Source organism: Streptomyces sp. NPDC049954 (genome assembly GCF_040656295.1).
Lineage (GTDB): Bacteria > Actinomycetota > Actinomycetes > Streptomycetales > Streptomycetaceae > Streptomyces.
Genome location: NZ_JBFALS010000026.1, coordinates 19,814 through 44,510, shown reverse-complemented (window position 1 = coordinate 44,510; position 24,697 = coordinate 19,814). Strand labels below are relative to the sequence as shown.

20 protein-coding genes, 5 tRNA genes and 1 riboswitch are annotated in these 24,697 nt (G+C 73.1%); of the genes, 14 read left to right on the top strand and 11 right to left on the bottom strand.

Translation table 11 applies throughout. From position 1 onward, the window contains the following. Positions 1–104: 104 nt before the first annotated feature. On the top strand, positions 105–1,688 hold the full coding sequence (locus tag AB0J21_RS33060) for an AAA family ATPase (RefSeq protein WP_363149860.1): 1,584 nt from the start codon (positions 105–107) through the stop codon (positions 1,686–1,688). Positions 1,689–1,791: 103 nt separating this feature from the next. On the opposite strand, the gene AB0J21_RS33055 is transcribed toward AB0J21_RS33060, so the two are convergent. The 3 genes from AB0J21_RS33055 to AB0J21_RS33045 all read right to left on the bottom strand — a co-directional run bounded on the left by AB0J21_RS33055 (position 1,792) and on the right by AB0J21_RS33045 (position 2,078). Next, positions 1,792–1,865, bottom strand: a tRNA-Phe gene (locus AB0J21_RS33055). Positions 1,866–1,892: 27 nt separating this feature from the next. Next, positions 1,893–1,967, bottom strand: a tRNA-Asp gene (locus tag AB0J21_RS33050). A gap of 38 nt (positions 1,968–2,005) precedes the next feature. Beyond that, positions 2,006–2,078 (bottom strand) — tRNA-Glu (locus AB0J21_RS33045). A 433-nt stretch (positions 2,079–2,511) separates the two neighbouring features. Between AB0J21_RS33045 and AB0J21_RS33040 the strand changes: the two genes are divergently transcribed. Continuing rightward, the gene (locus AB0J21_RS33040) at positions 2,512–3,978 is read left to right on the top strand and encodes a metallophosphoesterase (RefSeq protein ID WP_363149859.1); all 1,467 of its coding nucleotides are present in this window, start codon (positions 2,512–2,514) and stop codon (positions 3,976–3,978) included. A 6-nt stretch (positions 3,979–3,984) separates the two neighbouring features. Here AB0J21_RS33040 and AB0J21_RS33035 read toward each other — a convergent pair whose 3' ends face one another. Then, positions 3,985–4,335 carry a metallopeptidase family protein gene (locus AB0J21_RS33035; protein WP_363149858.1) on the bottom strand — a complete coding sequence of 117 codons (351 nt, stop codon included), beginning with the start codon at positions 4,333–4,335 and terminating at the stop codon, positions 3,985–3,987. Positions 4,336–4,449: 114 nt separating this feature from the next. Here AB0J21_RS33035 and AB0J21_RS33030 point away from each other — a divergent pair, with 114 nt between their 5' ends. From AB0J21_RS33030 to AB0J21_RS33015, 4 genes are all read left to right on the top strand, one after another. Beyond that, complete coding sequence (locus AB0J21_RS33030; RefSeq protein WP_363149857.1) at positions 4,450–5,115, top strand: hypothetical protein; 666 nt, start codon at positions 4,450–4,452, stop codon at positions 5,113–5,115. Between the two features lie 380 nt (positions 5,116–5,495). Then, complete coding sequence (locus AB0J21_RS33025) at positions 5,496–7,802, top strand: DEAD/DEAH box helicase (RefSeq protein WP_363149856.1); 2,307 nt, start codon at positions 5,496–5,498, stop codon at positions 7,800–7,802. Positions 7,803–7,940: 138 nt separating this feature from the next. Next, on the top strand, positions 7,941–9,494 hold the full coding sequence (locus AB0J21_RS33020) for an amino acid permease (RefSeq protein WP_363149855.1): 1,554 nt from the start codon (positions 7,941–7,943) through the stop codon (positions 9,492–9,494). Between the two features lie 150 nt (positions 9,495–9,644). Then, a tRNA-Lys gene (locus AB0J21_RS33015) sits at positions 9,645–9,717 on the top strand. A gap of 184 nt (positions 9,718–9,901) precedes the next feature. On the opposite strand, the gene AB0J21_RS33010 is transcribed toward AB0J21_RS33015, so the two are convergent. The 4 genes from AB0J21_RS33010 to AB0J21_RS32995 form a co-directional block, all read right to left on the bottom strand. Next, positions 9,902–10,567: a class I SAM-dependent methyltransferase gene (locus AB0J21_RS33010; protein WP_363149854.1), complete on the bottom strand. Its 666-nt coding sequence runs from the start codon at positions 10,565–10,567 to the stop codon at positions 9,902–9,904. Positions 10,568–10,676: 109 nt separating this feature from the next. After that, positions 10,677–10,889, bottom strand: coding sequence for a hypothetical protein (locus AB0J21_RS33005; protein ID WP_363149853.1), 213 nt, complete (start codon positions 10,887–10,889; stop codon positions 10,677–10,679). Between the two features lie 404 nt (positions 10,890–11,293). Then, positions 11,294–11,476: a hypothetical protein gene (locus tag AB0J21_RS33000; protein WP_363149852.1), complete on the bottom strand. Its 183-nt coding sequence runs from the start codon at positions 11,474–11,476 to the stop codon at positions 11,294–11,296. Positions 11,477–11,619: 143 nt separating this feature from the next. Next, complete coding sequence (locus tag AB0J21_RS32995) at positions 11,620–12,351, bottom strand: GntR family transcriptional regulator (protein WP_363149851.1); 732 nt, start codon at positions 12,349–12,351, stop codon at positions 11,620–11,622. A 114-nt stretch (positions 12,352–12,465) separates the two neighbouring features. Here AB0J21_RS32995 and AB0J21_RS32990 point away from each other — a divergent pair, with 114 nt between their 5' ends. The 8 genes from AB0J21_RS32990 (at position 12,466) to AB0J21_RS32955 (ending at position 20,786) form a co-directional block, all read left to right on the top strand. Continuing rightward, complete coding sequence (locus AB0J21_RS32990) at positions 12,466–12,684, top strand: hypothetical protein (protein WP_363149850.1); 219 nt, start codon at positions 12,466–12,468, stop codon at positions 12,682–12,684. 225 nt (positions 12,685–12,909) lie between these two features. Continuing rightward, positions 12,910–13,308 (top strand): helix-turn-helix transcriptional regulator, encoded by a 399-nt coding sequence (locus AB0J21_RS32985; RefSeq protein WP_363149849.1) that lies wholly within the window; start codon positions 12,910–12,912, stop codon positions 13,306–13,308. Positions 13,309–13,413: 105 nt separating this feature from the next. Next, the gene (modA, locus tag AB0J21_RS32980) at positions 13,414–14,262 is read left to right on the top strand and encodes a molybdate ABC transporter substrate-binding protein (RefSeq protein WP_363149848.1); all 849 of its coding nucleotides are present in this window, start codon (positions 13,414–13,416) and stop codon (positions 14,260–14,262) included. Between the two features lie 149 nt (positions 14,263–14,411). Next, entirely contained in the window at positions 14,412–16,361 is a 1,950-nt protein-coding gene (locus tag AB0J21_RS32975) for an ABC transporter permease (RefSeq protein WP_363149847.1), read from the top strand. 95 nt (positions 16,362–16,456) lie between these two features. Next, a tRNA-Met gene (locus AB0J21_RS32970) sits at positions 16,457–16,530 on the top strand. A 420-nt stretch (positions 16,531–16,950) separates the two neighbouring features. Continuing rightward, positions 16,951–18,153, top strand: coding sequence for a PP2C family protein-serine/threonine phosphatase (locus AB0J21_RS32965; protein ID WP_363149865.1), 1,203 nt, complete (start codon positions 16,951–16,953; stop codon positions 18,151–18,153). Between the two features lie 214 nt (positions 18,154–18,367). Further along, a riboswitch (cyclic di-AMP (ydaO/yuaA leader) is annotated at positions 18,368–18,507 on the top strand. Between the two features lie 12 nt (positions 18,508–18,519). Further along, complete coding sequence (locus AB0J21_RS32960; protein WP_363149846.1) at positions 18,520–19,662, top strand: M23 family metallopeptidase; 1,143 nt, start codon at positions 18,520–18,522, stop codon at positions 19,660–19,662. 179 nt (positions 19,663–19,841) lie between these two features. Continuing rightward, positions 19,842–20,786, top strand: coding sequence for an aldo/keto reductase (locus tag AB0J21_RS32955; protein ID WP_363149845.1), 945 nt, complete (start codon positions 19,842–19,844; stop codon positions 20,784–20,786). A 40-nt stretch (positions 20,787–20,826) separates the two neighbouring features. Here the strand turns inward: AB0J21_RS32955 and AB0J21_RS32950 are convergent, their stop codons facing one another. From AB0J21_RS32950 to lhgO, 3 genes are all read right to left on the bottom strand, one after another. Continuing rightward, complete coding sequence (locus tag AB0J21_RS32950) at positions 20,827–22,146, bottom strand: PrsW family intramembrane metalloprotease (protein WP_363149864.1); 1,320 nt, start codon at positions 22,144–22,146, stop codon at positions 20,827–20,829. A gap of 189 nt (positions 22,147–22,335) precedes the next feature. Continuing rightward, positions 22,336–23,121 carry a tRNA (guanosine(46)-N7)-methyltransferase TrmB gene (trmB, locus tag AB0J21_RS32945; RefSeq protein ID WP_363149863.1) on the bottom strand — a complete coding sequence of 262 codons (786 nt, stop codon included), beginning with the start codon at positions 23,119–23,121 and terminating at the stop codon, positions 22,336–22,338. Positions 23,122–23,373: 252 nt separating this feature from the next. Beyond that, the gene (gene lhgO, locus AB0J21_RS32940; RefSeq protein ID WP_363149844.1) at positions 23,374–24,639 is read right to left on the bottom strand and encodes an L-2-hydroxyglutarate oxidase; all 1,266 of its coding nucleotides are present in this window, start codon (positions 24,637–24,639) and stop codon (positions 23,374–23,376) included. Positions 24,640–24,697: the final 58 nt, after the last annotated feature.

Here is a 24,697-nt window from a genome sequence, read left to right as displayed (position 1 = left end):
AGTACGTCCAGTACTAGGGCTTCCGGCCGGCGCACCGAGAGCACGCACCGGACGCCGCTCCTTCACGGGCAAACATTGCCTGCCACGGCACTAGCGTGCGCGGTATGCGCTACTTCAACACGGCCGGGCCGTGCACCCCCGATCGGCACTACATGCTGCCGGCGCAGGGGCGGTTGCCGCAGGCCCGGGAGTTCGTGGAGGAGGGCCAGTACTTCGTGGTGCACGCGCCGCGGCAGACCGGGAAGACGACGGCGCTGGCGGCGATGGCCCGGGAGCTGACGGCCTCGGGTGAGTATGCGGCGCTGCGCTTCTCGTGCGAGAGCGCGGAGGTGGCCGCGGAGGATTACGGCCAGGCCGAGCTGCTGGTCCTGGAAGCGATCCGGCGTTCCGCGGAGTCCGCCGGGCTTCCTGCGGAGCTCGCGCCCCCCGCCTCCTGGCCCGATGCGGTGCCCGGGGCCCGGCTCACGCGGGGGCTGACGCAGTGGGCGCGGAGCTGTCCGCGGCCGCTGGTGCTGTTCTTCGACGAGATCGACGCGCTGCAGGGGCAGAGCCTGCGCAGCGTGCTGCGCCAGCTGCGGGACGGCTTCACCGATGAGCGCGACCAGTTCCCGCACGCGGTGGTGCTGTGCGGGCTGCGGGATGTGCGGGATTGCAAGGCGGCCTCGGGCGGGAATCCGGGACGCCTGGGCACGTCGAGCCCGTTCAACATCAAAGTCGCGTCGCTGCGCCTTGATGACTTCACCGAGGCGGAGGTGGCCGAGCTGTACGGGCAGCACACCGCCGAGACAGGCCAGGAGTTCAAGGCTCAGGCCCTGACCCGGGCCTTCTCCTCCACGCAGGGGCAGCCATGGTTGGTCAACGCGCTGGCGTACGAGATCACCAGGCGGATGCGAGTCCCTGCGGACACGCCGATCACGGCCGAGCATGTGGAAGACGCGAGGGAGCGGCTGATCCTGGCGCGTGCGACGCATTTGGATTCGCTCGCCGCGCGGCTGGGTGAGGACCGGGTGCGGCGGGTGATCCAGCCGCTGATCGCGGGCGAGCTGCTCCTGCCGGCGGACACCTACGACGACGATCTGGCCTATGTCCGCGACCTGGGTCTTGTCGCTCCGGATTCGCCGGTGCGGGTGGCCAACCCGATCTACAAAGAGGTCATCGTCCGGGTCCTGGGGAACAGCACCGAGAGCCAGGTCGTCGCCACCCCGAGCAGTTTCCGGCTGCCGGACGGCCGGATCGACACGGACAGGCTGCTGCGTTGCTTCGCCGAGTTCTGGCGGGAGAACGGCGAGATCCTGGCCTCCGGTTCGACCTATCCAGAAGCGGCGGCCCAGTTGGTGATGATGGCGTATCTGCACCGGATCGTGAACGGGGCGGGTTTTATCGACCGCGAGTACGGGGTCGGTCGCCGCCGGGTGGATCTGCTGATCCGCCAGCCGTACACCGCCGCTGACGGCTCGCGGGCGGTGCAGCGTGAGGCGCTGGAGCTGAAGGTGTGGCGCCAGGGCCGCCGCGATCCGCTGGTCGAGGGGCTGGCGCAGTTGGACGACTATCTGGACCGCATGGAGCTGTCCACGGGCACCCTCGTCGTCTTCGACACCCGCTCCCAGGCCACTCCGGTCCACGAGCGCACAGGCTTCTCCCAGCAGAGGACACCCTCCGGGCGCACTGTCACGCTGCTGCGGGCCTGACGGCAGGCAGTAAGCCCGGAGCCGCATTTCTCCAGGCCGGGAGGGACATCTCGGGCACAGCAAAAGCGCCCCGGACGGCGCGTCCGGGGCGCTTTCAGCGCGGTGGCTGGGGCCGGGATCGAACCGGCGACCTATCGCTTTTCAGGCGATCGCTCGTACCAACTGAGCTACCCAGCCACGCAGTTCACCGAAATGAACTGCAAGCGGTCCTGACGGGATTTGAACCCGCGGCCTCCACCTTGACAGGGTGGCGAGCACTCCAAACTGCTCCACAGGACCAAGCGCTGTACAGAAGCAACCTTGCGCAGGGTGAAACGTGCCCCCAACGGGATTCGAACCCGTGCTACCGCCTTGAAAGGGCGGCGTCCTGGGCCACTAGACGATGAGGGCTAATTGGCCCGCCTGGGCGCTTTGCAGCGCGTCGGGGACGTGAGAAGCATATGGGATGGGGCGGGGATCGCCAAAACGGTTTCCCTCCCGGGGTGGGGCGAGGCGGGGTGGGGCCTGCGGCCGCCACCTTTGTCCTCAAGCGCCGGACGGGCTGGGTTTGGTTGCGGTCCGGAGAGGTGGGGGTGGGGCCTGCGGCCCGCACCTTGTCCTCAAGCGCCGGACGGGCTGGGATTTGGTTGCGGTGCGGAGTGGGCGGGGTGGGGTCTGTGGCCCGCACCTTGTCCTCAAGCGTCGGACGGGCTGGGAATTGGTAGCGGTCTGGGGTGGAGGGGGCGCGGTCCGGTAGGAGTGCCGGGGAGAGTGGCTGCCGTTCCGGGGGGATTCGGGGGCGGGCTCGGGTCTGGGGGCGGGGTGGGGTGGGCAGGGTCTTTCGGTGGCTGGAGTTCCGATAGGGCCGCCCGGTGGGGTGGCGCGGCGGTGGGGGAGGGCGGCCGGGCTGGTGGCCGTCGTGTTGTGCGGGGCCTGGCTCGGGCTGCTCGTCGTGGGGGGTGTGCGGGCGCCGGTCGGGCCGATGGACACGCGGATGACGTTGCGGCCCTCGCTCACCGGGGGCACGAAGGTCGACGTCTCGCCGCTCGGCGCGCTGGAGCTGCGCAGTCACACCGCGCCGGTCCGGCTCGACGTCGACGTGGACCGCCTCGACCCGGTCCGCGCCCGGGCCCTCGTCGAACACCCCGAACGGCTCTCCGGGCTCCAGGGCGAGGTCGCCGAGGACGTGACGCGCGCCGCGCTGGACCTCGCGCTGCGCTCGGGGGCCGCCGTCGTCCTCGGGGCGTGCGTGCTGGGCCTGGCCGTGTACCGGCGGCCCCGGCCCGCGCTCGCCGCCGGCGGGCTCGCGCTGAGCCTGCTGCTCGCGGCGGGCGGCACCGCGTGGGCGACCTGGAACCCGAAGTCCGTGCTGGAGCCGAAGTTCTCCGGGCTGCTCAGCAGCGCCCCCTCGGTCGTCGGCAACGCCCGCAGCATCGTGAGCGAGTTCGACGTCTACCAGAAGGAACTGGCCCGGCTCGTGGCCAACGTCACCAAGCTGTACGACGCGACCTCGACCCTGCCCGCGTACCAGCCCGACCCCTCCACGATGCGGGTCCTGCACGTCTCGGACATCCATCTGAACCCGGCCTCGTGGCACATCGTCGCCTCGCTCGTGGAGCAGTACGACATCGACGTCATCATCGACTCGGGCGACACGATGGACCACGGCAGCGCCGCGGAGAACGGTTTCCTCGACCCCGTCGAGGACCTCGGGGCCCCGTACGTGTGGGTGCGCGGCAACCACGACTCGGCGACGACGCAGCGCTACCTCGCGAAGCTCGGGAACACGCACGTCCTGGACGACGGACGCGCCGTGACGGTCGCCGGACTGCGGATCGCGGGCATCGGCGACCCGCAGTTCACGCCCGACCGGTCCGCCCCGGCCGGCGGCAAGGAGGCCGAGCAGGCCGCCGGGGACCGCCTCGCCTCCGCGCTGCGGCACCAGCGCGCGGCCGGCACGCCGGTGGACGTGGCCGTCGCGCACGACCCGAACGCGGCGCGCCGGACCGACGGGGCGGTGCCGCTCGTGCTCGCCGGGCACCTGCACCACCGCGAGAGCGAGGTCATGGAGCAGGGCACCCGGCTGCGGATCGAGGGCTCGACCGGCGGCAGCGGGCTGCGCGCCGTCGAGGACGGCGAACCCGACCCCGTACAGGCCTCGGTGCTCTACCTGGACCGCGACACCCGCCACCTCCAGGCCTGGGACGAGATCACCCTCGGCGGCCTCGGACTGTCCACCGCCGAGGTCACCCGCCACCTGCCGCAGGAGAACCAGCCGGGCGCCGGACCGAGCCCCAGCGGGACGCCGTAGGGCTCCTCAGGCCCAGCCCAGTTCGTGCAGTCGCGCGTCGTCGATGCCGAAGTGGTGGGCGATCTCGTGGACGACGGTGACCGCGACCTCGTGGACGACGTCCTGGGGGGTCTCGCAGTACCGCAGCGTCGGGCCCATGTAGATCGAGATGCGGTCCGGCAGCACGCCCGCGTACCACTCGCCGCGCTCGGTGAGCGGGGTGCCCTCGTACAGCCCCAGCAGTTCGGGGTCGGCGGGGTCGGGTTCCTCCTCCACGAACACCGCCACGTTGTCCATGACCCGCGTCAGTTCGGGCGGAACGGAGTCGAGGGCCTGACTCACCAGTTCTTCGAAGGCGTCGCGCGTCATCTCCAGCACACCGCCATTGTCCGGGAAACCCGCCGTCCCGGCTCCGTGTGGGGCGTGTCCTGTGCGCGGTGCGGGGAGTTGGGCACGGAAGACCCCCGCCCAGCGCCCCCGGAGGTGCGTCTCGTGCGCCACGTGTCCGTCCCCGCCCGTCTGGCCGCCGTCGCGGCGGCCCTGGCCGCGACCGCGGGCTGTATGAGTGTCGGCACCGACGAGGTCGTACCGGCCTCCGCGGACTCCTCCTCGCCCGGCCACTCCGACCCGGCGGGCGGGGAGGGCACCACCGCCGACGGCGCGGGCCGCGCCGGGACCGGGCTCGACGCTGTACCCCAGGGCGGGGAGGCCGCGGCCGGTGGCGGGGCGGGCGAGGGGCGCCGGCACGGGCGGTCGGACGGGTCCCCCTCCGGGCCCACCACGTCGATGTCCGGGACGACGCCCTCGCCGGGCCCCGCGCAGCCCACCCGGCCCCCGGGCGACGGCTCCGGCGCGCCGCCGAGCACGCGCCCCGCGCCGCCCTCGACGCCCACGCCCTCGCGGCCCTCGCCGACCCCCACGCCGCCGCCCGGGACCCCGCCGACCCGCCCGCCGGGCAGCCCGGACCCCTCCGGTCCCGAGCCCGGGACGCCGGAGCCCAGCGCCACCCCGCAGGACCCGGACGGCGAGGGCGAGGGCGGCCAGGAACCGATGGGGGAGCAGCGCGAGAGGTTCGACGGGGAACCCCAGAAGCTCGGGCGGGAACAGGACCGGGCGGTGCGGCGTTACCAGGAACAGCCATCCGCATCTCCCTCGTGAGTTCCCGCTCTCCCGGGACTTCCTCGCGGGGGCCGCCCGGTCTCCGTCACGGAACCCGCCGAACCCCCGGCCGTGGTTCTCCTCGTGGCGTGAAACACCCCGGGCGGAACCGCAGACGCGCGCACGAAGAGGTGCGCGAACCCCTCTGTGGAGGCGGCTTTCGGGCCTGTCTCCAGGGCCTGACCGGCCGGTTTGCCAGTTCAGGGAAGCGGTGCGTATGGTGGTAGATCGTTTGATCCCATTTGCCCGGCGCCATGACCGAAGAGCGCCGCGTGTGGCGCGTACTCTCCCTTGCCGTGGCCGGACCGCATTGAGGCGGTCGATTGCGAATACACGGAGTTTGGGCGCGTGCCGAGACTCCGGAAGGTTTCGCAATTCGCATGTCCGTTTCCCATTCTGACCACGCCGTCGTGCCCGAGAACGACTCTCCCGCCGACAGTGTGTCCACCGCCCCGCAGGGCGAGTCCTCCGCACCGACCGCGGACATCCACGTCGTCGAGCAGCCCACCGGCTCGCCCGTCGAGACCGACGCCGTCGAGACCGCTGCGGTCGCCGAGCCCGTCGAGGCCGTCGCGGACGTCGAGGCCGACGCCGACACGGACGCCGCCGACGCCGCCGTGGACGCCGAGCCCGAGGTGACCTTCGGCTCCCTCGGTCTGCCCGAGGGCATCGTGCGCAAGCTCGCGCAGAACGGGGTGACCGCGCCGTTCCCGATCCAGGCCGCGACCATCCCGGACGCCCTGGCCGGCAAGGACATCCTCGGCCGCGGCCGTACCGGCTCCGGCAAGACGCTGTCCTTCGGCCTGCCGCTGCTCGCGACGCTGGCCGGTGGCCGCACCGAGAAGAAGAAGCCGCGCGGCGTCATCCTCACCCCGACCCGCGAGCTGGCCATGCAGGTGGCCGACGCCCTCCAGCCCTACGGCGACGTCCTCGGCCTCAAGATGAAGGTCGTCTGCGGCGGTACGTCGATGGGCAACCAGATCTACGCGCTGGAGCGTGGCGTCGACATCCTCGTCGCCACCCCCGGCCGGCTGCGCGACATCATCACCCGCGGCGCCTGCTCGCTGGAGAACATCGAGATCGCGATCCTCGACGAGGCCGACCAGATGGCCGACCTGGGCTTCATGCCCGAGGTCACCGAGCTGCTCGACCAGATCCCGGCCGGCGGCCAGCGCATGCTGTTCTCCGCGACGCTGGAGAACGAGATCGACGCGCTCGTGAAGCGCTACCTGGTCGACCCCGTGCACCACGAGGTGGACGCCGCCCAGGGCGCCGTCACGACCATGACGCACCACATCCTCGTCGTGAAGCCCCGCGACAAGGCGCCGGTCACCGCGGCGATCGCCTCCCGCAAGGGCCGCACGATCATCTTCGTCCGCACCCAGCTCGGCGCCGACCGCGTCGCCGAGCAGCTGCGCGACGCCGGCATCAAGTCGGACGCGCTGCACGGCGGTATGACGCAGGGCGCCCGCACCCGGACGCTCGCCGACTTCAAGGACGGCTACGTCAACGTCCTGGTCGCCACCGACGTCGCCGCGCGCGGCATCCACGTCGACGGCATCGACCTGGTCCTGAACGTGGACCCGGCCGGGGACCACAAGGACTACCTGCACCGCTCGGGCCGCACCGCGCGCGCCGGCCGCTCCGGCGTCGTCGTCTCGCTGGCCCTCCCGCACCAGCGGCGCCAGATCTTCCGCCTCATGGAGGACGCGGGCGTCGACGCCACGCGTCACCAGGTCGGCAGCGCCGTCTTCGACCCGGAGGTCGCCGAGATCACCGGCGCCCGGTCCATGACCGAGGTGCAGGCCGACTCCGCCGGACAGGCCGCCAAGCAGGCCGAGCGCGAGGTCGCCGACCTCACCCGCGAGCTGGAGCGCGCGCAGCGCCGCGCCTCCGAGTACCGCGCCGAGGCCGAGCGGCTGACCGCTCGGGCCGCGCGCGAGCGGGGCGAGGAGCCGCCGGCCCCGGCGGAGACCGTGACCATGTACCCGGAGAGCACCGAGCCCGTCGCGGCGCCGGTGTCCGCCGAGCACGCCGTCGCCCCGGCCGCCGCCGAGCAGCCGGTGCGCGAGCGCCCGGCGTACCAGGAGCGCGCCGAGCGTCCCGAGCGCACGGAGCGTCCCGAGCGTTCGTCGTACCAGCCGCGCGAGCGTCGCGACGACCGTCCCTCGTACAACCGGGACCGCGACAACAACCGTGGCGGCGACCGTCCTTCGTACAACAACCGGGATCGTGACGACCGTCGTGGCGGTGACCGTCCCTCGTTCAACCGGGACAACCGTCGCGATGACCGTGGCGGCGACCGTGGCGGCCGTTCCTTCGAGCGTCGTGACGACCGTCCTTCGTACAACAACCGGGATCGTGACGACCGTCGTGGCGGTGACCGTCCCTCGTTCAACCGGGACAACCGTCGTGACGACCGTGGCGGCGACCGCGGTGGCCGTCCCTTCGAGCGCCGCGACGACCGCGGTGGCGACCGTGGCGGGCGTTCCTTCGAGCGCCGCGACGACCGTCCCGCGTTCAACCGCGACAGCGGCAGCCGCCCGCACCGCGGTGCGGGCGACCGCCCCTTCAACCGCGACCACCGGGGCACGGGCGACCGCCCGTTCAACCGGCGGGACGACCGGGGCGCCGGTTCCTCCTTCGGCCGCCGCGACGAGAAGCCCCGCTGGAAGCGGAACGGCTGACCGTCCGGCTCACAGCGGCTGAGCAGTGACTGACGAAGGGCCCGTACGGCGAGCACGCCGTGCGGGCCCTTCGCCGTGCCGTGTACGGGTGCGGACGACGGTGGTTGCGGGTGGCCGCGAATGGGCATCGCAGCGCACATGACAACTACATCGGAGGCCGGGGACGGCCTCGACGGCGGTACGGGTGAGGGCCCCGGTACGGATACGGGCCCGGGTCCGGGTACGGGTACGGACGAGGAGCGGCTCGCGCAGCTCGGGTACACGCAGGTGCTGGCCCGCAGGATGTCCGCGTTCTCGAACTACGCGGTGTCGTTCACGATCATCTCGGTGCTCTCGGGCTGTCTGACCCTCTACCTGTTCGGCATGAACACGGGCGGGCCCGCGCTCATCACGTGGGGCTGGGTCGGCGTCGGTCTCATGACGCTGTTCGTGGGCCTGGCGATGGCCGAGATCTGCTCGGCGTACCCGACCTCGGCCGGACTGTACTTCTGGGCGCACCGGCTGGCCCCGGAGCGCTCGGCGGCGGCCTGGGCGTGGTTCACGGGCTGGTTCAACGTGCTGGGGCAGGTCGCGGTGACCGCCGGTATCGACTTCGGCGCGGCCTCGTTCCTCGGGGCCTACCTCAACCTCCAGTTCGACTTCGAGGTGACGCCTGGCCGCACGATCCTGCTGTTCGCGGCGATCCTCGTGCTGCACGGGCTGCTGAACACCTTCGGCGTGCGCATCGTCGGTCTGCTCAACAGCATCAGCGTGTGGTGGCACGTCGCCGGGGTCGTGGTGATCGTCGGCGCGCTCGCCCTCGTCCCGGACCACCACCGCTCCACGACCTACGTGTTCACCGAGTTCGTCAACAACACGGGCTGGGGCAGCGGCCTGTACGTCGTGCTGATCGGCCTGCTGATGGCGCAGTACACCTTCACCGGCTACGACGCCTCCGCGCACATGACGGAGGAGACCCACGACGCGGCGACGGCCGGCCCCAAGGGCATCGTCCGCTCGATCTGGACCTCGTGGATCGCCGGTTTCGTGCTCCTGCTCGGCTTCACGTACGCGATCCAGTCCTACCAGGGCGCGCTGGACTCGCCGACCGGGGCGCCGCCCGCCCAGATCCTGCTGGACGCGGTGGGCGCGACCGGTGGCAAACTGCTGCTGCTCGTGGTGATCGGCGCGCAGCTCTTCTGCGGAATGGCCTCGGTGACCGCCAACAGCCGCATGATCTACGCCTTCTCGCGGGACGGGGCGCTGCCCTTCTCCCGCGTGTGGTCCACGGTGAGCCCCCGTACGCGGACCCCGGTCGCGGCCGTGTGGCTGGCCGCGCTGGGCGCCCTCGTCCTCGGACTGCCGTACCTGATCAACGAGACGGCCTACGCGGCGGTGACCTCGATCGCGGTGATCGGCCTGTACATCGCGTACGTCGTGCCGACCCTGCTGCGGCTGCGCCGGGGCGAGGACTTCGCGCGCGGTCCCTGGCACCTGGGCCGCTGGTCCCGCCCGATCGGCGTGATCGCGGTGGTCTGGGTCCTGGCGATCACCGTCCTGTTCATGCTCCCGCAGGTCTCCCCGGTGACGGTCGACACCTTCAACTACGCCCCGATCGCCGTCCTGGTCGTCCTCGGCTTCGCGGCCACCTGGTGGTTCGCCTCGGCCCGCCACTGGTTCCTGAAGCGGGGGGAGCCGACCCCGGAGGAGTGACCCCGGGCGCACCATTTACCACCCTTCGCCACGTATGTGGCGCCCGCCGCCGGACGGCCGGGCCCACCGCACCCCGACCCGACAGCCCCGAACCCCCCTGCCGGATCGGCTCTCCGGGGCTGTCGGGCTATGCTCGGGGGTGCACCACATGGACCGTTAGCTCAATTGGCAGAGCAGTGGACTTTTAATCCATTGGTTGTGGGTTCGAGTCCCACACGGTCTACTCGATTCGGCCCAGGTCACGGCTTAGTGATCTGGGCCGATTGTCGTTTCGTCGGAGCGACTGGTCGCTTGCCGGCCCGTGCTGACCCGTGCCGGCCCGAGAGGCCGGCGGTCCTCGACGCAGGAAGGCCCCAGCCGGACCGGCACCCGGCTGGGGTTCGCCGCGTGTGGGGGGCGTGAGCTGGTCAGGCGCGCGCGGTCACGATGAGCGTGCCGACTTTGCGGCGGCCCGGCGGGGCCGGGAGGACCCGGGCGGTCGCGTCCGAGTAGCCGGCCGCATGGAGCATCTCCTGCCAGGTCTCCGGTTCGTAGTCCCAGCGCTTCACGACAAGCGGGTCCTCGTCGTCGCCTCGCGGGATGTACGACGCCTGGCATCCGTAACAGTCGGGGGTGGGCGGGCGTTGCGAGAAGGCGAGAACGCCCCCGGGGTGGAGCCGCTCGCGCACCAGAGGCAGGGTGACGGCGGGATCGGTGAACCACATCACGCCGAACACGGAGTAGACGGCGTTCCACCGTTCCTCGGTCCCGCGCAGGAAGGTGTGCGCCTCCGCCTGGGTGAGGGTGAGTCCAGGGGTGTCGTTCCACCGGGTCCCGGCGGCGTCGAGCTGGGCCGGTGAGATGTCGATGCCGGTCGACTGTGTGCCGAGGGTCGCGAGGTGCGCGATGTTGCCGCCCTTGCCGCACCCGAGGTCGAGGACCGTGTCGCCCTTCGTGAGGTTCAGGAGTTCGACGCCGGGACCATGGTCGGGGTACTGGGTCCAGTTGAACCATGTCGACTGGCCGGCGGCATTCACCGCGCGCCGTTGTGGGCGGGTGCGTGAGTAGGTGTTCCAGGCGAGAGTGTCGGTCACATTGCTCCGTTCCTGAGCCCGGCCGCGCGGTGAGGGCCGGGCGGCCGGAGTCTTGCCTATCAGGTGCTCCGGTGTCAGCCGACCGGATCGTTCAGCCGGGCGAGCGTGTCTACTTCTTGGGCCCGTTGGGGCTGTCGGTGCACCCCGCGTGGCACTGCGAGCAGTCGGCGGCACCGAGCCACAGTTCGGTGTCGACGGTGTAACCGGCGGTCTCGATCGCGGCCATCGTCCGCGTGATCGTCCCGGCGGCCTCGGCCTTCGTCTCGTTCTCGTCCTGGGTGGGGACGTGGTGGATGAAGGGCATCCCCGGCAGGTGGCTCACCTGTCATCGGGGTCGGCTCGTCCCCCTGGTGCCGGTCGGTGGGGTCGGTCTGGCCCATAATCTGCCAGCGGGACTCGCCGGACGGGAGGGTGAGTGACAGCGCGAAGGGGTATTTGGTCTCACCCAGCTCCTCCAGCGTCCGCACCTGGACAACGCCGGGACCGTTCTTGGCGAGGTCGAGCAAGGTGGCGAAGAACCGTTCGGGGCGCATATCTGATCATTTCCTCTCGTCGCGGAGCTTCGCCAGCCTAAGGCCCGCAGCCGCGGCAGCCCGCTCGTGGCAGGCGCAGGCGCAGTGCAGGCGTATGACGGGTACTGCGTAGCCACCGGCGAAGACGCCCCGGTTGCCGTGGCAGTGCTGGTGCCCGAGAGCTACCCGGCAGGCGGGCGCCGTGTACGGCGCTTCACTCACCAGTGCGGCCGATCTCTTCAGCGCTGATCGGCTGAACCCGGTCAGGAGTGAGGGCCCACTCGGGGCCGCCGTGCAGCGGGCGGAGGTAGATCTGCCCGTTCTGTTTCCCCATGATCTCGCCGACGGTGTCGGTGCGGGTGTCGACCGCGAGCGGCCTGCTTGATTCCTTGGGCATGACGGCCCCCTTGGCTACGGTGGGCGCATCCGTAACTGCACCCCGTGCATGAATAGTCGACCGGTGGACTAGTCAAGCCCAGAGGGGGGGGTAATGGAAAACCCCCGCCAATGGCGGGGGTGGAAAACGAAGTTGACGCTTTGTCAGTGGCTCATCGGATACTCGTGGCTTCGTGACCAGCGGCCGGCCGGGCTGACGCCGACCTCGTAGGCCAGTGGCGCGCCCTCGGTGTCGTACACGTTGTGACGAACCTCCGTCACCGCCGCCGGTCCCTCCAGCTGAAGCAGCTCCAGTTCCTCATCGGTCGCGAGCCGCGAGGACCACCAGTCGCGACCGGTGTGCGGGCGGCGGCCCGTCTCCTGCTCGACGTACCGGGTCGTGCCCTCGCGGACGCGCTCGCGGAGCAGCAGGCGCGGTGCGGCCTCGGCGACGGCGGCGGTGAAGTAGCTCGTGGACGTGGCGACAGGTGTCTCGCCCTCGAAGGTGACGCGCTGGCGGCGCGCGATCCGGTCGCCGGTCTCGATGCCGAGCCCGGTGGCCACGTGGTCCGGTGCCGGTGCGAGGTCGGCGGCGATGATCTGGGCGTGTTCCCCGGCGGTGTAGACGTGGCCGGTCGCCAGGGCGGTCTCGTAGCGCTCGCCCGCGGTGCGTGCGAGCGGGATGCGCGCGCGGACGGTGGAGCCCACGCCGTGCCGGGTCTCGATCAGCTGCTCCTGACGGAGGACGCTGAGGGCCTTCACGACCGTGGCGCGTGCGACGGACCACCGTTCGATCAGCTCCCGCTCGGACGGCAGCGGCTCGCCGGCCTCCAGCTCTCCGCGCACGATCCGGCCTCGGAGGTCGGTCGCGATCTGCTCGTACTTGGGCAGTGCCATGACTCTCATTCCTGACTGGTGGACTGATCCAGTAGTCATGCTGACGGCACGACGCCTGAAAGGTCAACCCGGGCCCAGGAAAGGGGAAATGGCGCCCTGCGCCCGGAGTTGCGGGTGAAGCGAGTGGTCAAGCCGTGGGTGGCCGTCGTCTACGTGGTCGTCGAGGTGATCGTGCTGGCTCTGGCGACCACGGTGGACCGCGAGGCCGACGTGCCGGTCATCGGTCTCGCGCTCATGCTGCTGATGATCACGGCCGCGACTCACACGGCGCTGCTGGACAGCGAGGTCGTCACGATCGGCAGGCAGGGAGTCGTCGACTTCCGGAAGCGGTAGGGGCGTCACGGGACTTCGCGACTGACCTCTGTCTGCCGGGAGGGAGGGGGCGGGGCTGCGCGGCGGTACGGGCCCGGCGGCCGCGTTCCCGCGCCCCTCTGCCTCTCCGGGCGGATCAGTCGCGCCCTCGTGGTGGCGGCCGACGGGCAACGCATGTCCGCAACTGCCATGCGGAATCCTGCGAGATCTTGCAGATGCGAGGGGTTCGGGCCTAGTTTTCCGCACATGCAGTCCTACACAATTGGTCAGGCCGCGCGTCTGCTCGGGGTCAGTCCCGACACCGCGCGCCGCTGGGCGGACGCCGGGCGGGTCGCCACCCACCGGGACGAGGCGGGGCGCCGGTTCATCGAGGGGCGTGATCTCGCGGCCTTCTCCATCGAGGTGGGACAGGGCGGGGGCGGCGGTGACGACGAGATCTCGTACACCTCGGCGCGCAACGCCTTCCCCGGGATCGTCACCGCCGTGAAGCTCGGCGACGTCGCCGCCCAGGTCGAGATCCAGGCGGGACCGCACCGGCTCGTGTCCCTGCTGACCCGGGAGGCCGTCGAGGAACTCGGCCTGGAGGTCGGCATGCAGGCCGTGGGCCGCGTCAAGTCCACCAACGTGCACATCGATCTGGTCTGACGCGGGGGCCGGACGCCCGCCGCCCGCTCTCCCCCGCCGTACCCCGTTCCCGTCCCGCCTGCCGGTTCGCCTTCCCGGCCTCCCTGCTCCGAGGAGTACCTTCCGATGCCCCTGTCCCCTCTCCCGTCGTTCTCGTCCCCGGCGCGCCGTCGCGTCACCGCCGCCGTCGTCACCGCCGTCCTCGCCGGTTCGCTCGCCGCGTGCGGGAACGATCACGACGAGGCCAAGGAGGAACGTGACCCGGGCGCCACGAGCAGCTCCTCGGCCAAGGACGTCAAGGAGCCCGCGAAGGCGAAGCTCACCGTGCTCGCCGCGTCCTCGCTGACCGACGTGTTCGCGTCCGTGAAGTCCGCGTACGAGAAGGAGAACCCGGGCGTCACGCTCACCTTTTCCTTCGCCGGCTCCCAGGAACTCGCCGCGCAGGTCCGGCAGGGCGCTCCCGCCGACGCGCTCGTCACCGCCGACACCAAGACGATGGACGGGCTGGAGGGGGAGACCGGCACGCCCACCGTCATAGCGAGGAACCGGCTGGTCATCGCCACCGGTGAGGGCAACCCGGAGAAGATCGGCGCGCTCAAGGACCTCGCCGACAGCAAACTCAAGGTCGTGCTCGCCGCCCCCGAGGTGCCCGTCGGCAACTACTCGAAGCAGGTCCTCGACAAGCAGCACCTCAAGGTGAAGGCGGTCTCCCAGGAGCCCAACGTACGCGCCGTGCTGAGCAAGGTCGAGCTCGGTGAGGCCGACGCCGGCATCGTCTACAAGACCGACGCGGCGACCGCCCCCGACAAGGTCGACGCCGTCGACATCCCCGACGCGCAGAACGCCGTCGCCTCCTACCCGGCCGCCGCCCTCAACGGCTCGAAGCACACCGAGGCCACCGCCGACTTCGTGCAGTGGCTCAGCGGCCCCGAGGCCCAGAAGATCCTTCGGGGCGCCGGGTTCCAGAAGCCGTGACGGACGAAGGACACCGGACCGGAGCCCCCGGCGACCGCCCCGCGGGCGGCCCCCGGGGGCTCCTCCTGCGCGCGAGGCGCCCGTCCGCGCACCGCCCCCGTGCGCCCAGGCTCCGTACGGGCCGGCGGCGGGCTCCGCTCGCGCTGGCGGTGCCGGCGCTGCTCGGGGTGGCGTTCCTGTTCGTGCCGCTGCTCGGCGTGCTCGCGCGCACCGACTGGTCGCGGCTCGGGGGCCACCTGACCCGGCACGAGACCACCGAGGCGCTGCGCCTCTCGCTCGTCGTCTCCTGCTGGGCGCTCGGGCTCTCGCTCCTGCTCGGGGTGCCCCTCGCCTGGCTGCTCGCCCGGGCCGACTTCCCCGGCAAGGTCCTCGTACGGTCCCTCGTGCTGCTCCCGATGGTGCTGCCGCCGACCGTGGGCGGGGTCGCGCTGCTGCTCGGCTTCGGGCGGCGCGGACTGCTCGGGCCCTGGCTGGAGAACAGCTTCGGGATCGTGCTGCCCTTCCACACCTCGGGCGCCGTCGTCGCCGCGACCTTCGTGTCGATGCCCTTCCTCGTCATCAGCCTGGAAGGCAGCCTCGCCGGTCTGCGGCCCGGGTACGAGGAGACCGCCGCCTCCCTCGGCGCCTCCCCGCTGCGCGTCTTCGCCACCGTCACCCTGCCGATGGTCGCCCCGGGGCTGGCCGCGGGCGCCGCGCTGACCTGGGCGCGGGCCCTCGGCGAGTTCGGCGCCACGATCACCTTCGCGGGCAACCTGCCGGGGACGACGCAGACCCTGCCGCTCCAGGTGTACCTCCTGCTCCAGGACTCCCCGGAGGCCGCGACCTCGGTGTCCCTGCTGCTGCTCGCCATCGCCATGGCCGTCCTGGTGGGGCTGCGCGGCCGGTGGATGGCGGGCGGCGGCGGCAGTCGACGGGACGGGCCCCCTGCCGACGTCCCCGAGGAACCGGCTGCCGCGGTCACGGGACCGGGCGGCGACCTCGACGGCACCGGGCAGGAGCCTCCGGCCGCCCCCGACGAGACCGCGAGGCCGTACGCCCTGCACGCCGAGGTCACCGGGTACACCGAGCTGTCGCTCGACGCCGCGCCCGGTACGACCGTCGCCGTCGTCGGACGCAACGGCGCGGGCAAGACGACGCTGCTGCGCGCCCTGCTCGGCCTCACCCCGCGCGCCCACGCGCGGCTGCGCCTGGGCGACCACGACGTGACGGGCCTGCCCCCGCACCGCAGGGGCGTGGCCTGGGTCCCGCAGGACGGCGCCCTGTTCCCGCACCTGAGCGCCCTCGGCAACACCGCGTACGGGTTGCGCGCCCACGGCGTACGGCGGGCCGAGGCGCGTCGCGGGGCCCGGCTGTGGCTCGACCGGCTCGGCGTCGGGCACCTCGCGCACCGGCGGCCCGCCCAGCTCTCCGGCGGCCAGGCCCAGCGCGTCGCCCTCGCCCGCGCCCTCGCCGCCCGGCCCCGGCTGCTCCTGCTCGACGAACCGCTCGCCGCGCTCGACCAGACGACGCGGGCCCAGGTGCGGCACACCCTGCGCCGGCACCTCGACGGGTTCGGCGGGGTCTGCCTCGTCGTCACGCACGATCCGGTGGAGGCCGTGTCGCTCGCCGACCGGGTGCTCGTCCTCGACGAGGGGCGCGCGCTCCAGGACGCGCCGCCCGCCGAGGTGGCCCGGCGGCCGCGTTCCGCGTGGGTCGCGCGGATGCTCGGGCGCAACGCGTGGCCGGGCACGCTCACCGGGGACGGCGCGCTGGCGCTGGACGGCGGCGGGGTCCTCGTCGCCGCGGGGGCCGCCGGGCCGGGGGAGCCGGAGCCCGGAGCGGGGCCGGGCGGGCGCCTGCTGGCCGTCGTCGCGCCCGAGGCCGTCGCGGTCCACCGCGAACGGCCGGCCGGCAGCCCGCGCAACGTCTGGCCCGGCACGGTCCGCGAGATCACCGCTCTCGGCAGCCGGCTGCGCGTCCTGGTCGCGGGCCGGGCCGGTACCGCCCCGGAACTGCTCGCCGAGATCACCCCGGCCGCCGCCGCCGAACTCGGACTGCGCGAGGGCACCGAGGTGTGGACCAGCGTGAAGGCCACGGAAGTCACCCTCGTACGGCTGTGAGGCGCCCCGGACGGCGCGGTGCCGGGGGCCCGGGGCGGGTGGGGCCGCACGTGGTCGGAGGCGCCCCCGACATGGCGTATAGTTGTGTTTACCGACGCGGGGTGGAGCAGCTCGGTAGCTCGCTGGGCTCATAACCCAGAGGTCGCAGGTTCAAATCCTGTCCCCGCTACTGAAACCGGAAGCCCGGTGCATTCGTGCACCGGGCTTCCGGCGTTTTCGTATCCGGCGGTCCCGGGGTCCGGGGTACTCGTAGTCCCGCCGGCTCTCCGGGAAGCGGTACCCGCTCGGCCGCCCCCAAGTAGCAGGAGCCGCGCCCCCGGGGAAACGTGGGGAGAGCACGGAAACGGCAGGAGCGGGGCGCAGAGCGGGCGGGAGGCGAGCCGTGGGGACGCGAAAGCCCGACGAGCACGGCACTCCCGACGAGCACAGCACTCCCGGCAAGCACGGTGCGCGCGGAGCGCACGGCGCTCCCGACGGCTTCTCCGGCGACTCGTCCGGCGGCTCGTCCGGGGGTGGTCCCCCCTCCGGTCAGGCCGGCGGCGAGCCTCGTACCGACTACAAACCGGGGCCGCCGCCGCCCCCGCTCGTCCTGGGCGGGCACGGCAGGCGGGACCGGTGGGCGCGGGCCGTCGTGCGCGCGCTGCCGCCCGTGCTGCTCGCCGCCGGGTTCGTCTTCGGGCTGACGGCCCCGCCCGCCTACTTCGCCGCCCCCTTCTTCACGGCCGCCCCGCTGATCGCCGCCCCTTTCGCGGGGCTCGCGGTCACGGTGGGGACCGGCGTGGCGGGGCTCGTCCTCGCGATGATCCTGCACGTCTCCCAGCACAACCTGTCGACCTCCTCCTTCGTGATGGAACTGATCACGGTGGCCGTCGTGTGTCTCCTGGCCGCGCTGATCAACCTGGTGATCCGGCGCGGCGGCCGTCAGCTCGCCTCCGTGCAGCACGTCGCCGAGGCCGCGCAGCGCGCCGTGCTCCCGGTGCCGCCCGGCCGGATCGGCGGCTTCGACATCGCCGCGCAGTACGAGGCCGCCGAGGCCGACGCGTTCATCGGCGGCGATCTCTACGCCGTGCAGGACTCCCCGCACGGCGTGCGCATGGTGCTCGGCGACGTGCGCGGCAAGGGGCTCGGCGCGGTCGAGGCCGTGTCCGTCGTGATCGGCGCGTTCCGGGAGGCCGCCGAGCAGGAGTCCACCATCGAGGGGGTCGCCGCCCGGCTGGAGCGGGCGCTCGCCCGGGAGGGGGCGCGGCGCCGCGCGCTCGACGCCTTCGAGGGGTTCACGACCGCCGTCCTCGTCGAGATCCCGCACGGCGGCGGCGTCCTGCGCGTCGTCAACCGCGGGCACACCGAACCGCTCCTGCTGCACCACGACGGACAGGTCCTGGTCCTCTCGCCCGGCGAGCACGCCCTGCCGCTCGGCATGGGGGAACTGGGCACCTGGCCCGACCGCGCCGAGGAGACGGAGTACCCGCCGGGCGCGATGCTGCTGCTCTACACCGACGGGCTGTCGGAGGCGCGCGACCCCCGGGGCCGTTTCTACGATCCCGTCGAGCGGCTGCGCGGACGCGTCTTCGAGCATCCCGCCTCGCTGCTGTCGACCCTCGCGCAGGAGGTGCGCGACCACACCGGCGGCGCCACGACCGACGACATGGCGCTGCTCGCCGTCCGCCGTCCGCACTCCGGGGCCGGCGCACTCGCTCCGGAGAGCCTTCAGGAAGGCCTGGCCGACGCCGAGCAGGACCTGGCGCGCGGGGGCGGCCCCGAGGCGGCCTCCGGCGACGGTCACCGAGGGTGAGAGGGCGGGTGCGTTCTCATAACAACTGACGCACCGTCAGAATCGCGGGCCCTTCGGACGGGCGGTCAACTCGTCCGGATCGCGTGCCCCATGTCCGTTTAAGCCCAGGCCGCAGCCCTTAACGATCAACGGGAACGGCTTGGAATCCACGCCCGGTGTCTATTAACGTTCGATAACGCAGCGCGGTCGTCCCAGCCGTCAACAGCGACGGCTCCGCGCGCACGCGCCGAATCCCGCAAGGGAACCGGGGAACCAACTTACTGGGGTGAATCGGACATCGCGTCCTGGTGTCCGTAGGAGACCTTCCTGCTCCGAACCCGTCAGCTAACCCGGTAGGCGAGAAGGAAGGAAAGGAGTGCCGCCTTCGTGGCGTCCAACCCGCCTGCCCCCGCTCCCACCGGGTCCGCCCCCACCTCGTTCTACGGCTCGGACGGGGCCCACGGCCCCGGCCCTGACGGGGGCTCTGGTCCCCGCCCGGCGCCCGAGCCCGGTCTCGGGGAGTGGAACCCGACCGAGGAGACCGTCGTTCCGGTGCGCGGCCGGCACCGCGTCGCCAAGCAGCGCGGTGGCCTCGCCCGCAGCTCCACGGTCCTCGGAGTCGGCGTCCTCGCGGCCGTCGGCGCCGGCGGTATCGCCACCGCGCAGGAGAAGCCGAAGGTCCAGCTGTCGCTGCCCGAGTCCTTCCCGAAGCTCCAGGACGTCAAGGACGCCCTGCCGGAGGCCAAGTCGCTGCCCGGTGTCGGCGCGCTGATCGACGACGTCTCCGGCGAGGACGGCGACGACCCGGCCCAGCTCGCGGCCAACCCCGCCGCCTCCCCGCTCACCAGCGCCGGAGTCACCCAGGCCGATCTCGACCAGGGCACCACCGACGCCGGTGAGGCCCTGCGCGCCCGCATCCTCACCCAGGCCGAGACGCAGGCCGACAGCGCCGACCACAGCGCCCAGCAGGCTGCGGAACAGGCCGCGGCGCAGGCCGCGGCCGAGCACGCGGCGGCCGAGCGGAAGAAGGCCGAGACCGCGCAGAAGAAGGCGGAGGCGGAGGCCAAGGCGAAGGCGGAGGCCGAAGCGAAGGCCAAGGCCGAGGCGGAACGGCTCGCGCAACTCGCCAAGAGCTACACGCTGCCCGTCGTCTCGTACACCCTCACCTCGCACTTCGGCGACGGCGGCTCCATGTGGTCCTCGGGCCACCACACCGGCCTCGACTTCGCCGCCCCGACGGGGACCCCGATCAAGGCGATCCACTCGGCGACCGTCAAGGAGGCCGGCTGGTCCGGCGCCTACGGCTACCGCACCGTCCTCGAACTCGACGACGGCACCGAGCTCTGGTACTGCCACCAGTCCTCGATCTCGGTGAGCGTCGGGCAGCAGGTCACCACCGGCGACGTCGTCGGCCGCGTCGGCGCGACCGGGAACGTCACCGGGCCGCACCTGCACCTGGAGGTCCACCCGGGCGGCGGCGCCGCGATCGACCCGATGGGCTGGCTGCAGAGCCGGGGGCAGAACCCCTGACGGGGGGTGGTCGCGGGGCGGTGGCGCGCACGCGTGACCTGTTCGGCGCGTGACGTGACGTCCTTCCGCGTGCGTGCCAGCGCGCACATGCCGAAGGACGTCACGCGCGCTGTCACGCGTGCGGAACCGCCGTCACGCATGCGGAATAGGCGGCACCGCTTCCGGTGTTGTCTTCGCACATGACTTCCACGCGCACACTCGGCTCCTCCGGTATCGACGTCTTCCCGCTGTCCCTCGGCGGCAACGTGTTCGGCTGGTCCGCGGACCGGGAGCAGTCCTTCGCGGTGCTGGACGCCTACGCGGCGGCCGGCGGCAACTTCGTCGACACCGCCGACGCCTACACCCACTGGGTGCCGGGCAACAAGGGCGGCGAGTCCGAGACGATCATCGGGGAGTGGACGCGGGCCCGCGGCAACCGCTCCGACGTCGTCATCGCGACCAAGGTCGGCTCCCTCCCCGAGTTCAAGGGACTCTCCCCCGCCACCATCAAGGCGGGCGCCGAGGCCTCCCTGCGGCGGCTGGACACCGACTACATCGACCTCTACTACACGCACTTCGACGACACCTCCGTCGAGGTCGGGGAGATCATCACCGCCCTCGACGAGCTGGTGAAGGCCGGCAAGGTCCGGGCGATCGCCGCGTCCAACATCTCCCCGGAGCGGCTCCAGGAGTCCCTGGACTTCTCCGACCGCGAGGGCCTCGCCAAGTACGTCGCGCTCCAGCCGCACTACAACCTCGTCTCGCGCGACACCTACGAGGGCGCCCTCCAGGACGTCGCCTCGCGCGCGGGCCTCGCGACCGTCCCGTACTTCGCGCTCGCCTCCGGCTTCCTCACCGGCAAGTACCGTCCGGGCACCAGCGTGGAGAGCGTGCGTGCCGACAAGGCCGCGAAGCACCTGGAGACCGAGCGCGGGCAGAAGGTCCTGACCGCTCTGGACGAGGTCGCCCAGGCGCACGGCGCCGAGGTGGCGACCGTGGCCCTGGCCTGGCTCGCCGCGCAGCCCACCGTGGCCGCGCCGATCGCCAGCGCCCGCACCCCCGAGCAGCTCAAGGCCCTCGTCGCCGTCGCAGGACTCGAACTGACCGAGGACGAGCTGAGCCGCCTCACCGCCGCCTCCGCCTGAGCCGACGCGGTCCCCGTCACGGCCCGCCCCCGCCTGCGTCCTACGTCTGGTCGGTGGCGGGCCGCGGCATGTCCGGGGGCGCGGGCGGGTCCGCGGCGTAGGGGTTGCCGGTCCCGTACGGCCCGTACGGCGCTGGGCCGCCCCCGTAGCCGTACCCGTAGGCGGGTGCCGGGGTGTTCCAGGCCGGGGGGACCGGCAGGTGGCGGTGCGAGCGGGGCGGGGCGATGCGCCACGTGTACGCGAGCGCCGGCCGGGCCAGCTCCCGGCCCTCGGCCAGCGCGTCGAGCAGCTCCCGCTCCCGTCGCGTGAACTCCGCTCCGGCGAGGGCGCCCGCCGCCGCGTCCACGGCGGCCTGCCGGCGCAGCAGGGCGAGCGTCGTCGCGGTCGCGGCGTAGCGGCGCACGATCCGTACGTCGTGGCGGTCGCCGTGGTACGCGGCCCACTCGGCGGCGATCCGGCGCGAGCGCGCCGAGGCGAGCGCGGGCGGCTCCAGCGGGACGAACCAGCCGCCCGCGACGTAGGGGGCGAGTTCCTCGCGGACCGTGCGCAGGTCGCGGTGGCGGTGCCACAGCACGAGCCACGCGAGCAGGGCGAGCGCCGGGACCATGACCGTGCCGTAGACCAGCGGGAAGCCGTCCGGGCCGAAGGACGGCGAGAGGTTCCACGTCGCGTGCAGCGCCATCGCGAGCAGCAGTCCCGTGAGCGGCAGCAGGACCCGGCGGGTGCGCTGCCGTTCGGGGCGCAGCACCGCGAGGCCGAAGCCGGCCCCGGTCAGACACGTGAACAGGGGGTGCGCGAAGGGCGACATGACGGCGCGTACGAAGAAGGTCGCGAGCGTCACCGAGCCGAGGCCGTGCAGGCCCTCGACCCGGTCGGTGCCGAAGGCGTTGCCGAGGTACAGGATGTTCTCGGTGAACGCGAAACCGGCGGCGGTGACCCCCGCGTACACGACCGCGTCCACGACGCCCATGATCTGCCGTCGGCGGAAGAGGACCACGAGCAGGACGGCGGCGGCCTTCGCGCTCTCCTCCACGATCGGGGCGACGACGGTCGCGCCCAGCGTGTTCGCGTGCGCGCGGTCCGCCGTGGCCGTCTCGATCCAGCGGGTCGCGAAACTGTTCGCGACGATCGCGATGAGCGCCGCCGCGCAGGCGCCCCACGCGAACGCGAAGACCTGACCGCGCCAGCGCCCCGGGCGCACCCGGCCCAGCAGCCGGAAGACGACGATGAGCGCTGGCACGGGCAGCATCGCGAGGCCGAGGCCCACGAGGAAGCCCCGGGTGCCCGTCTGCTGCCGGACCAGCGCGAGGATCACGAGCCCCGACACGGCGAGCAGCAGCACGAGCGCCCCCGCCTTCACCGGGCGCCGCTGCCACCAGCGCGGACGCCACGGCGCGGGGGCGGGCGCTCCGGGATAGGGGACTCCGGGGTGCGGCGCCGCCGGGTACCCGGCTCCGGGAGGCGGCGCCCCGGGGCCCTGCTGCCCCGGACACCGGGGCTCGCGGTCCCGCGGCCCCGGACGCGGAGAACTGGTGGTCACACGGTGACCCTAACCAGCCTCCGTACGGTCCGGGTCCGGCACCAGGGCGTCGTTGCGGCGGAACAGCAGGTCGTGCACGACGTGGCCCTTGGCGAGGCCCTGGCCCTCGAAGCGGGTACGGGGGCGGAACGCGGGACGGGGCGCCCAGCCGCCGTCCGGGGCGGTGTTGTCGAAGGCGGGGTGCGCGGACAGCACCTCCAGCATGTGCTCGGCGTACGGCTCCCAGTCGGTCGCGCAGTGCAGGACGGCGCCCGGGGCCATGCGGTGGGCCGCCAGGTCGAGGAACGCGGGCTGGATCAGCCGCCGCTTGTGGTGCCGCGCCTTCGGCCACGGGTCGGGGAAGTACACCCGCACGCCGGCCAGGGCGCCGGGCGCGAGCATGTCGCGCAGCAGGATCACGGCGTCGCCGTTGGCCACCCGCAGGTTCTCCACCCCGGCCCGCTCGGCGAGGCCCAGCAGGTGCCCTTGGCCCGGGGTGTGCACGTCGACCGCGAGGATGCCGGTGCCGGGGGCGGCGGCCGCCATCCGGGCCGTCGTCTCGCCCATGCCGAAGCCGATCTCCAGGACGACGGGGAGGCCGCCGAACAGCGCGTCCAGGTCCAGGACGCCCGAGCCGTCGACCTCCAGGCCCCAGCGGGACCACAGGCGGCGCAGGGCGTCCTCCTGCGAGGCGGTGACCCGGCTGCGGCGGGGCTGGAAACTCCGGATCCGCCGCTCGCTGTGCGAACGGGCCGGATCGGCGGCCGGGCCCGCGCCCTCCACGAACATCCGGCCCTGACCGCGCGAACGCCGCATCGCGGGCCCGGCCGGATCGGTGGGCTCGGTGGGCCGGGCCGGATCGGCGGGCTCGGTGGACCCGGGCAGCGGCGCCTCGGCCACGGCTGCCGCAGGGGTGGGGACGGCCTCGGGCACGGCTGCGGGGCCGCGCGGGCTGCTGGGGCTGGTGCTGGCGTACTCGGACACAATGCCGTCGATTCTACGGAACCGGACGGGGGGCACCGGAAACCCGCGGCCCCGCCCCTTCGCCCCGCTCCCGGACCGAGGGGCTCAGCGCCCCACCGGTATCCGCTCGGGTGCGGTGCCCAGCAGGTTCAGGGCGCGGCGGGCGATCTCGCGGCCGATGGGCAGCGCGGCCGTCGCCGCCGGGGAGGGGGCGTTCAGCACGTGCACGGTGCGGGGGGCCTCGCGGATCAGGAAGTCGTCGGCCAGGGTGCCGTCCCGCAGGACGGCCTGGGCGCGGACCCCGGCCGGGGCGGGCCGCAGGTCCGCCTCCGTGACGGCCGGGAGCAGCCGCCGCACCGAGGCGGTGAAGGCCCGCTTCGACAGCGAGCGGTGGATCTCGCCCACGCCGTACCGCCAGTGCCGCCGGGCCAGCTGCCTGCTGCCCGGCCACAGCAGGGTGCCCGCCAGCTCGCCGGGCACGATCCGGCCCCGCTCGTAGCCCTCGCGGGCCAGCGCGGGCACCGCGTTCGGCCCGACGTGCACACTCCCGTCGACGCCCCGGGTCAGGTGGGTACCGAGGAAGGGGAAGGCCGGGTCGGGCACCGGGTAGACCAGGCCCCGCACCAGCTCCGGCCGGGTCAGCTCGTAGTACTCGCCGCGGAAGGGCACGATCCGCACCCCCGGTTCGTCCCCGGCCAGCCGGGCGAGGCGGTCGCTGTGCAGTCCCCCGCAGTTCACCAGGACCCGCGCGCGCAGCACCTCGCGCCGCCCGGGCCCGCCCCCGACGCCCGCCGTGTCGACCTGGACCGCGACGCCCCGCGAGGCGCGCCGCGAGATCCGGGTGACCTCCGCCCCGTACCGCAGCTCGGCCCCCGAGGCGCGGGCCAGCTCGCGGGCCACCGCCGGGTAGTCGCACACGCCCGTGGCCTCGACGCGCAGCGCGGCCAGGCCCCGTACCTCCGGCTCCCGCTCCCTGATCTGCGCCGGGCCCAGCTCGGACACCGCGAGGCCGCCCGCCCGGCCGCGCTGGGCCAGGGCGTGCAGCCGGGGCAGCTCGGCGCGCTCGGTGGCGACGACGAGTTTCCCCGTCACCGCGTACGGGATGCCGGCCTCGGCGCAGAAGGCCGTCATCTCGGCGGCGCCCCGCGTCGCGTACCGCGCCTTGAGGGAACCGGGCGGGTAGTACAGACCGCTGTGGATCACCCCACTGTTGTGCCCGCTCTGGTGCCGGGCCGGGCCGGGCTCCTTCTCCAGCACCACGACGCGCGCGCCGGGAGCGGACCGCGCCAGCGCGTACGCCGTGGAGAGACCGACGAGGCCGGCGCCGATCACCAGCACCTCGCAGTCGAAGCCCCCTCCTGTCACCAGCACGCGCCGCCACCTCCCGAAGCCACCACCGGGCACCCGCCCGTCACCGCCGGCCGCGCCG

What these genes read in the sequence shown, in the direction of transcription:
- AB0J21_RS33060 (WP_363149860.1), top strand. Translation starts at nt 105, where the DNA reads ATGCGCTACTTCAACACGGCCGGGCCGTGCACCCCCGATCGGCACTAC.
- AB0J21_RS32955 (WP_363149845.1), top strand. Translation starts at nt 19,842, where the DNA reads ATGACTTCCACGCGCACACTCGGCTCCTCCGGTATCGACGTCTTCCCG.
- AB0J21_RS33000 (WP_363149852.1), bottom strand. Translation starts at nt 11,476, where the DNA reads ATGCCCAAGGAATCAAGCAGGCCGCTCGCGGTCGACACCCGCACCGAC.
- AB0J21_RS32985 (WP_363149849.1), top strand. Translation starts at nt 12,910, where the DNA reads ATGCAGTCCTACACAATTGGTCAGGCCGCGCGTCTGCTCGGGGTCAGT.
- modA (WP_363149848.1), top strand. Translation starts at nt 13,414, where the DNA reads ATGCCCCTGTCCCCTCTCCCGTCGTTCTCGTCCCCGGCGCGCCGTCGC.
- AB0J21_RS32995 (WP_363149851.1), bottom strand. Translation starts at nt 12,351, where the DNA reads ATGGCACTGCCCAAGTACGAGCAGATCGCGACCGACCTCCGAGGCCGG.
- AB0J21_RS33025 (WP_363149856.1), top strand. Translation starts at nt 5,496, where the DNA reads ATGTCCGTTTCCCATTCTGACCACGCCGTCGTGCCCGAGAACGACTCT.
- AB0J21_RS33020 (WP_363149855.1), top strand. Translation starts at nt 7,941, where the DNA reads ATGACAACTACATCGGAGGCCGGGGACGGCCTCGACGGCGGTACGGGT.
- trmB (WP_363149863.1), bottom strand. Translation starts at nt 23,121, where the DNA reads ATGCGGCGTTCGCGCGGTCAGGGCCGGATGTTCGTGGAGGGCGCGGGC.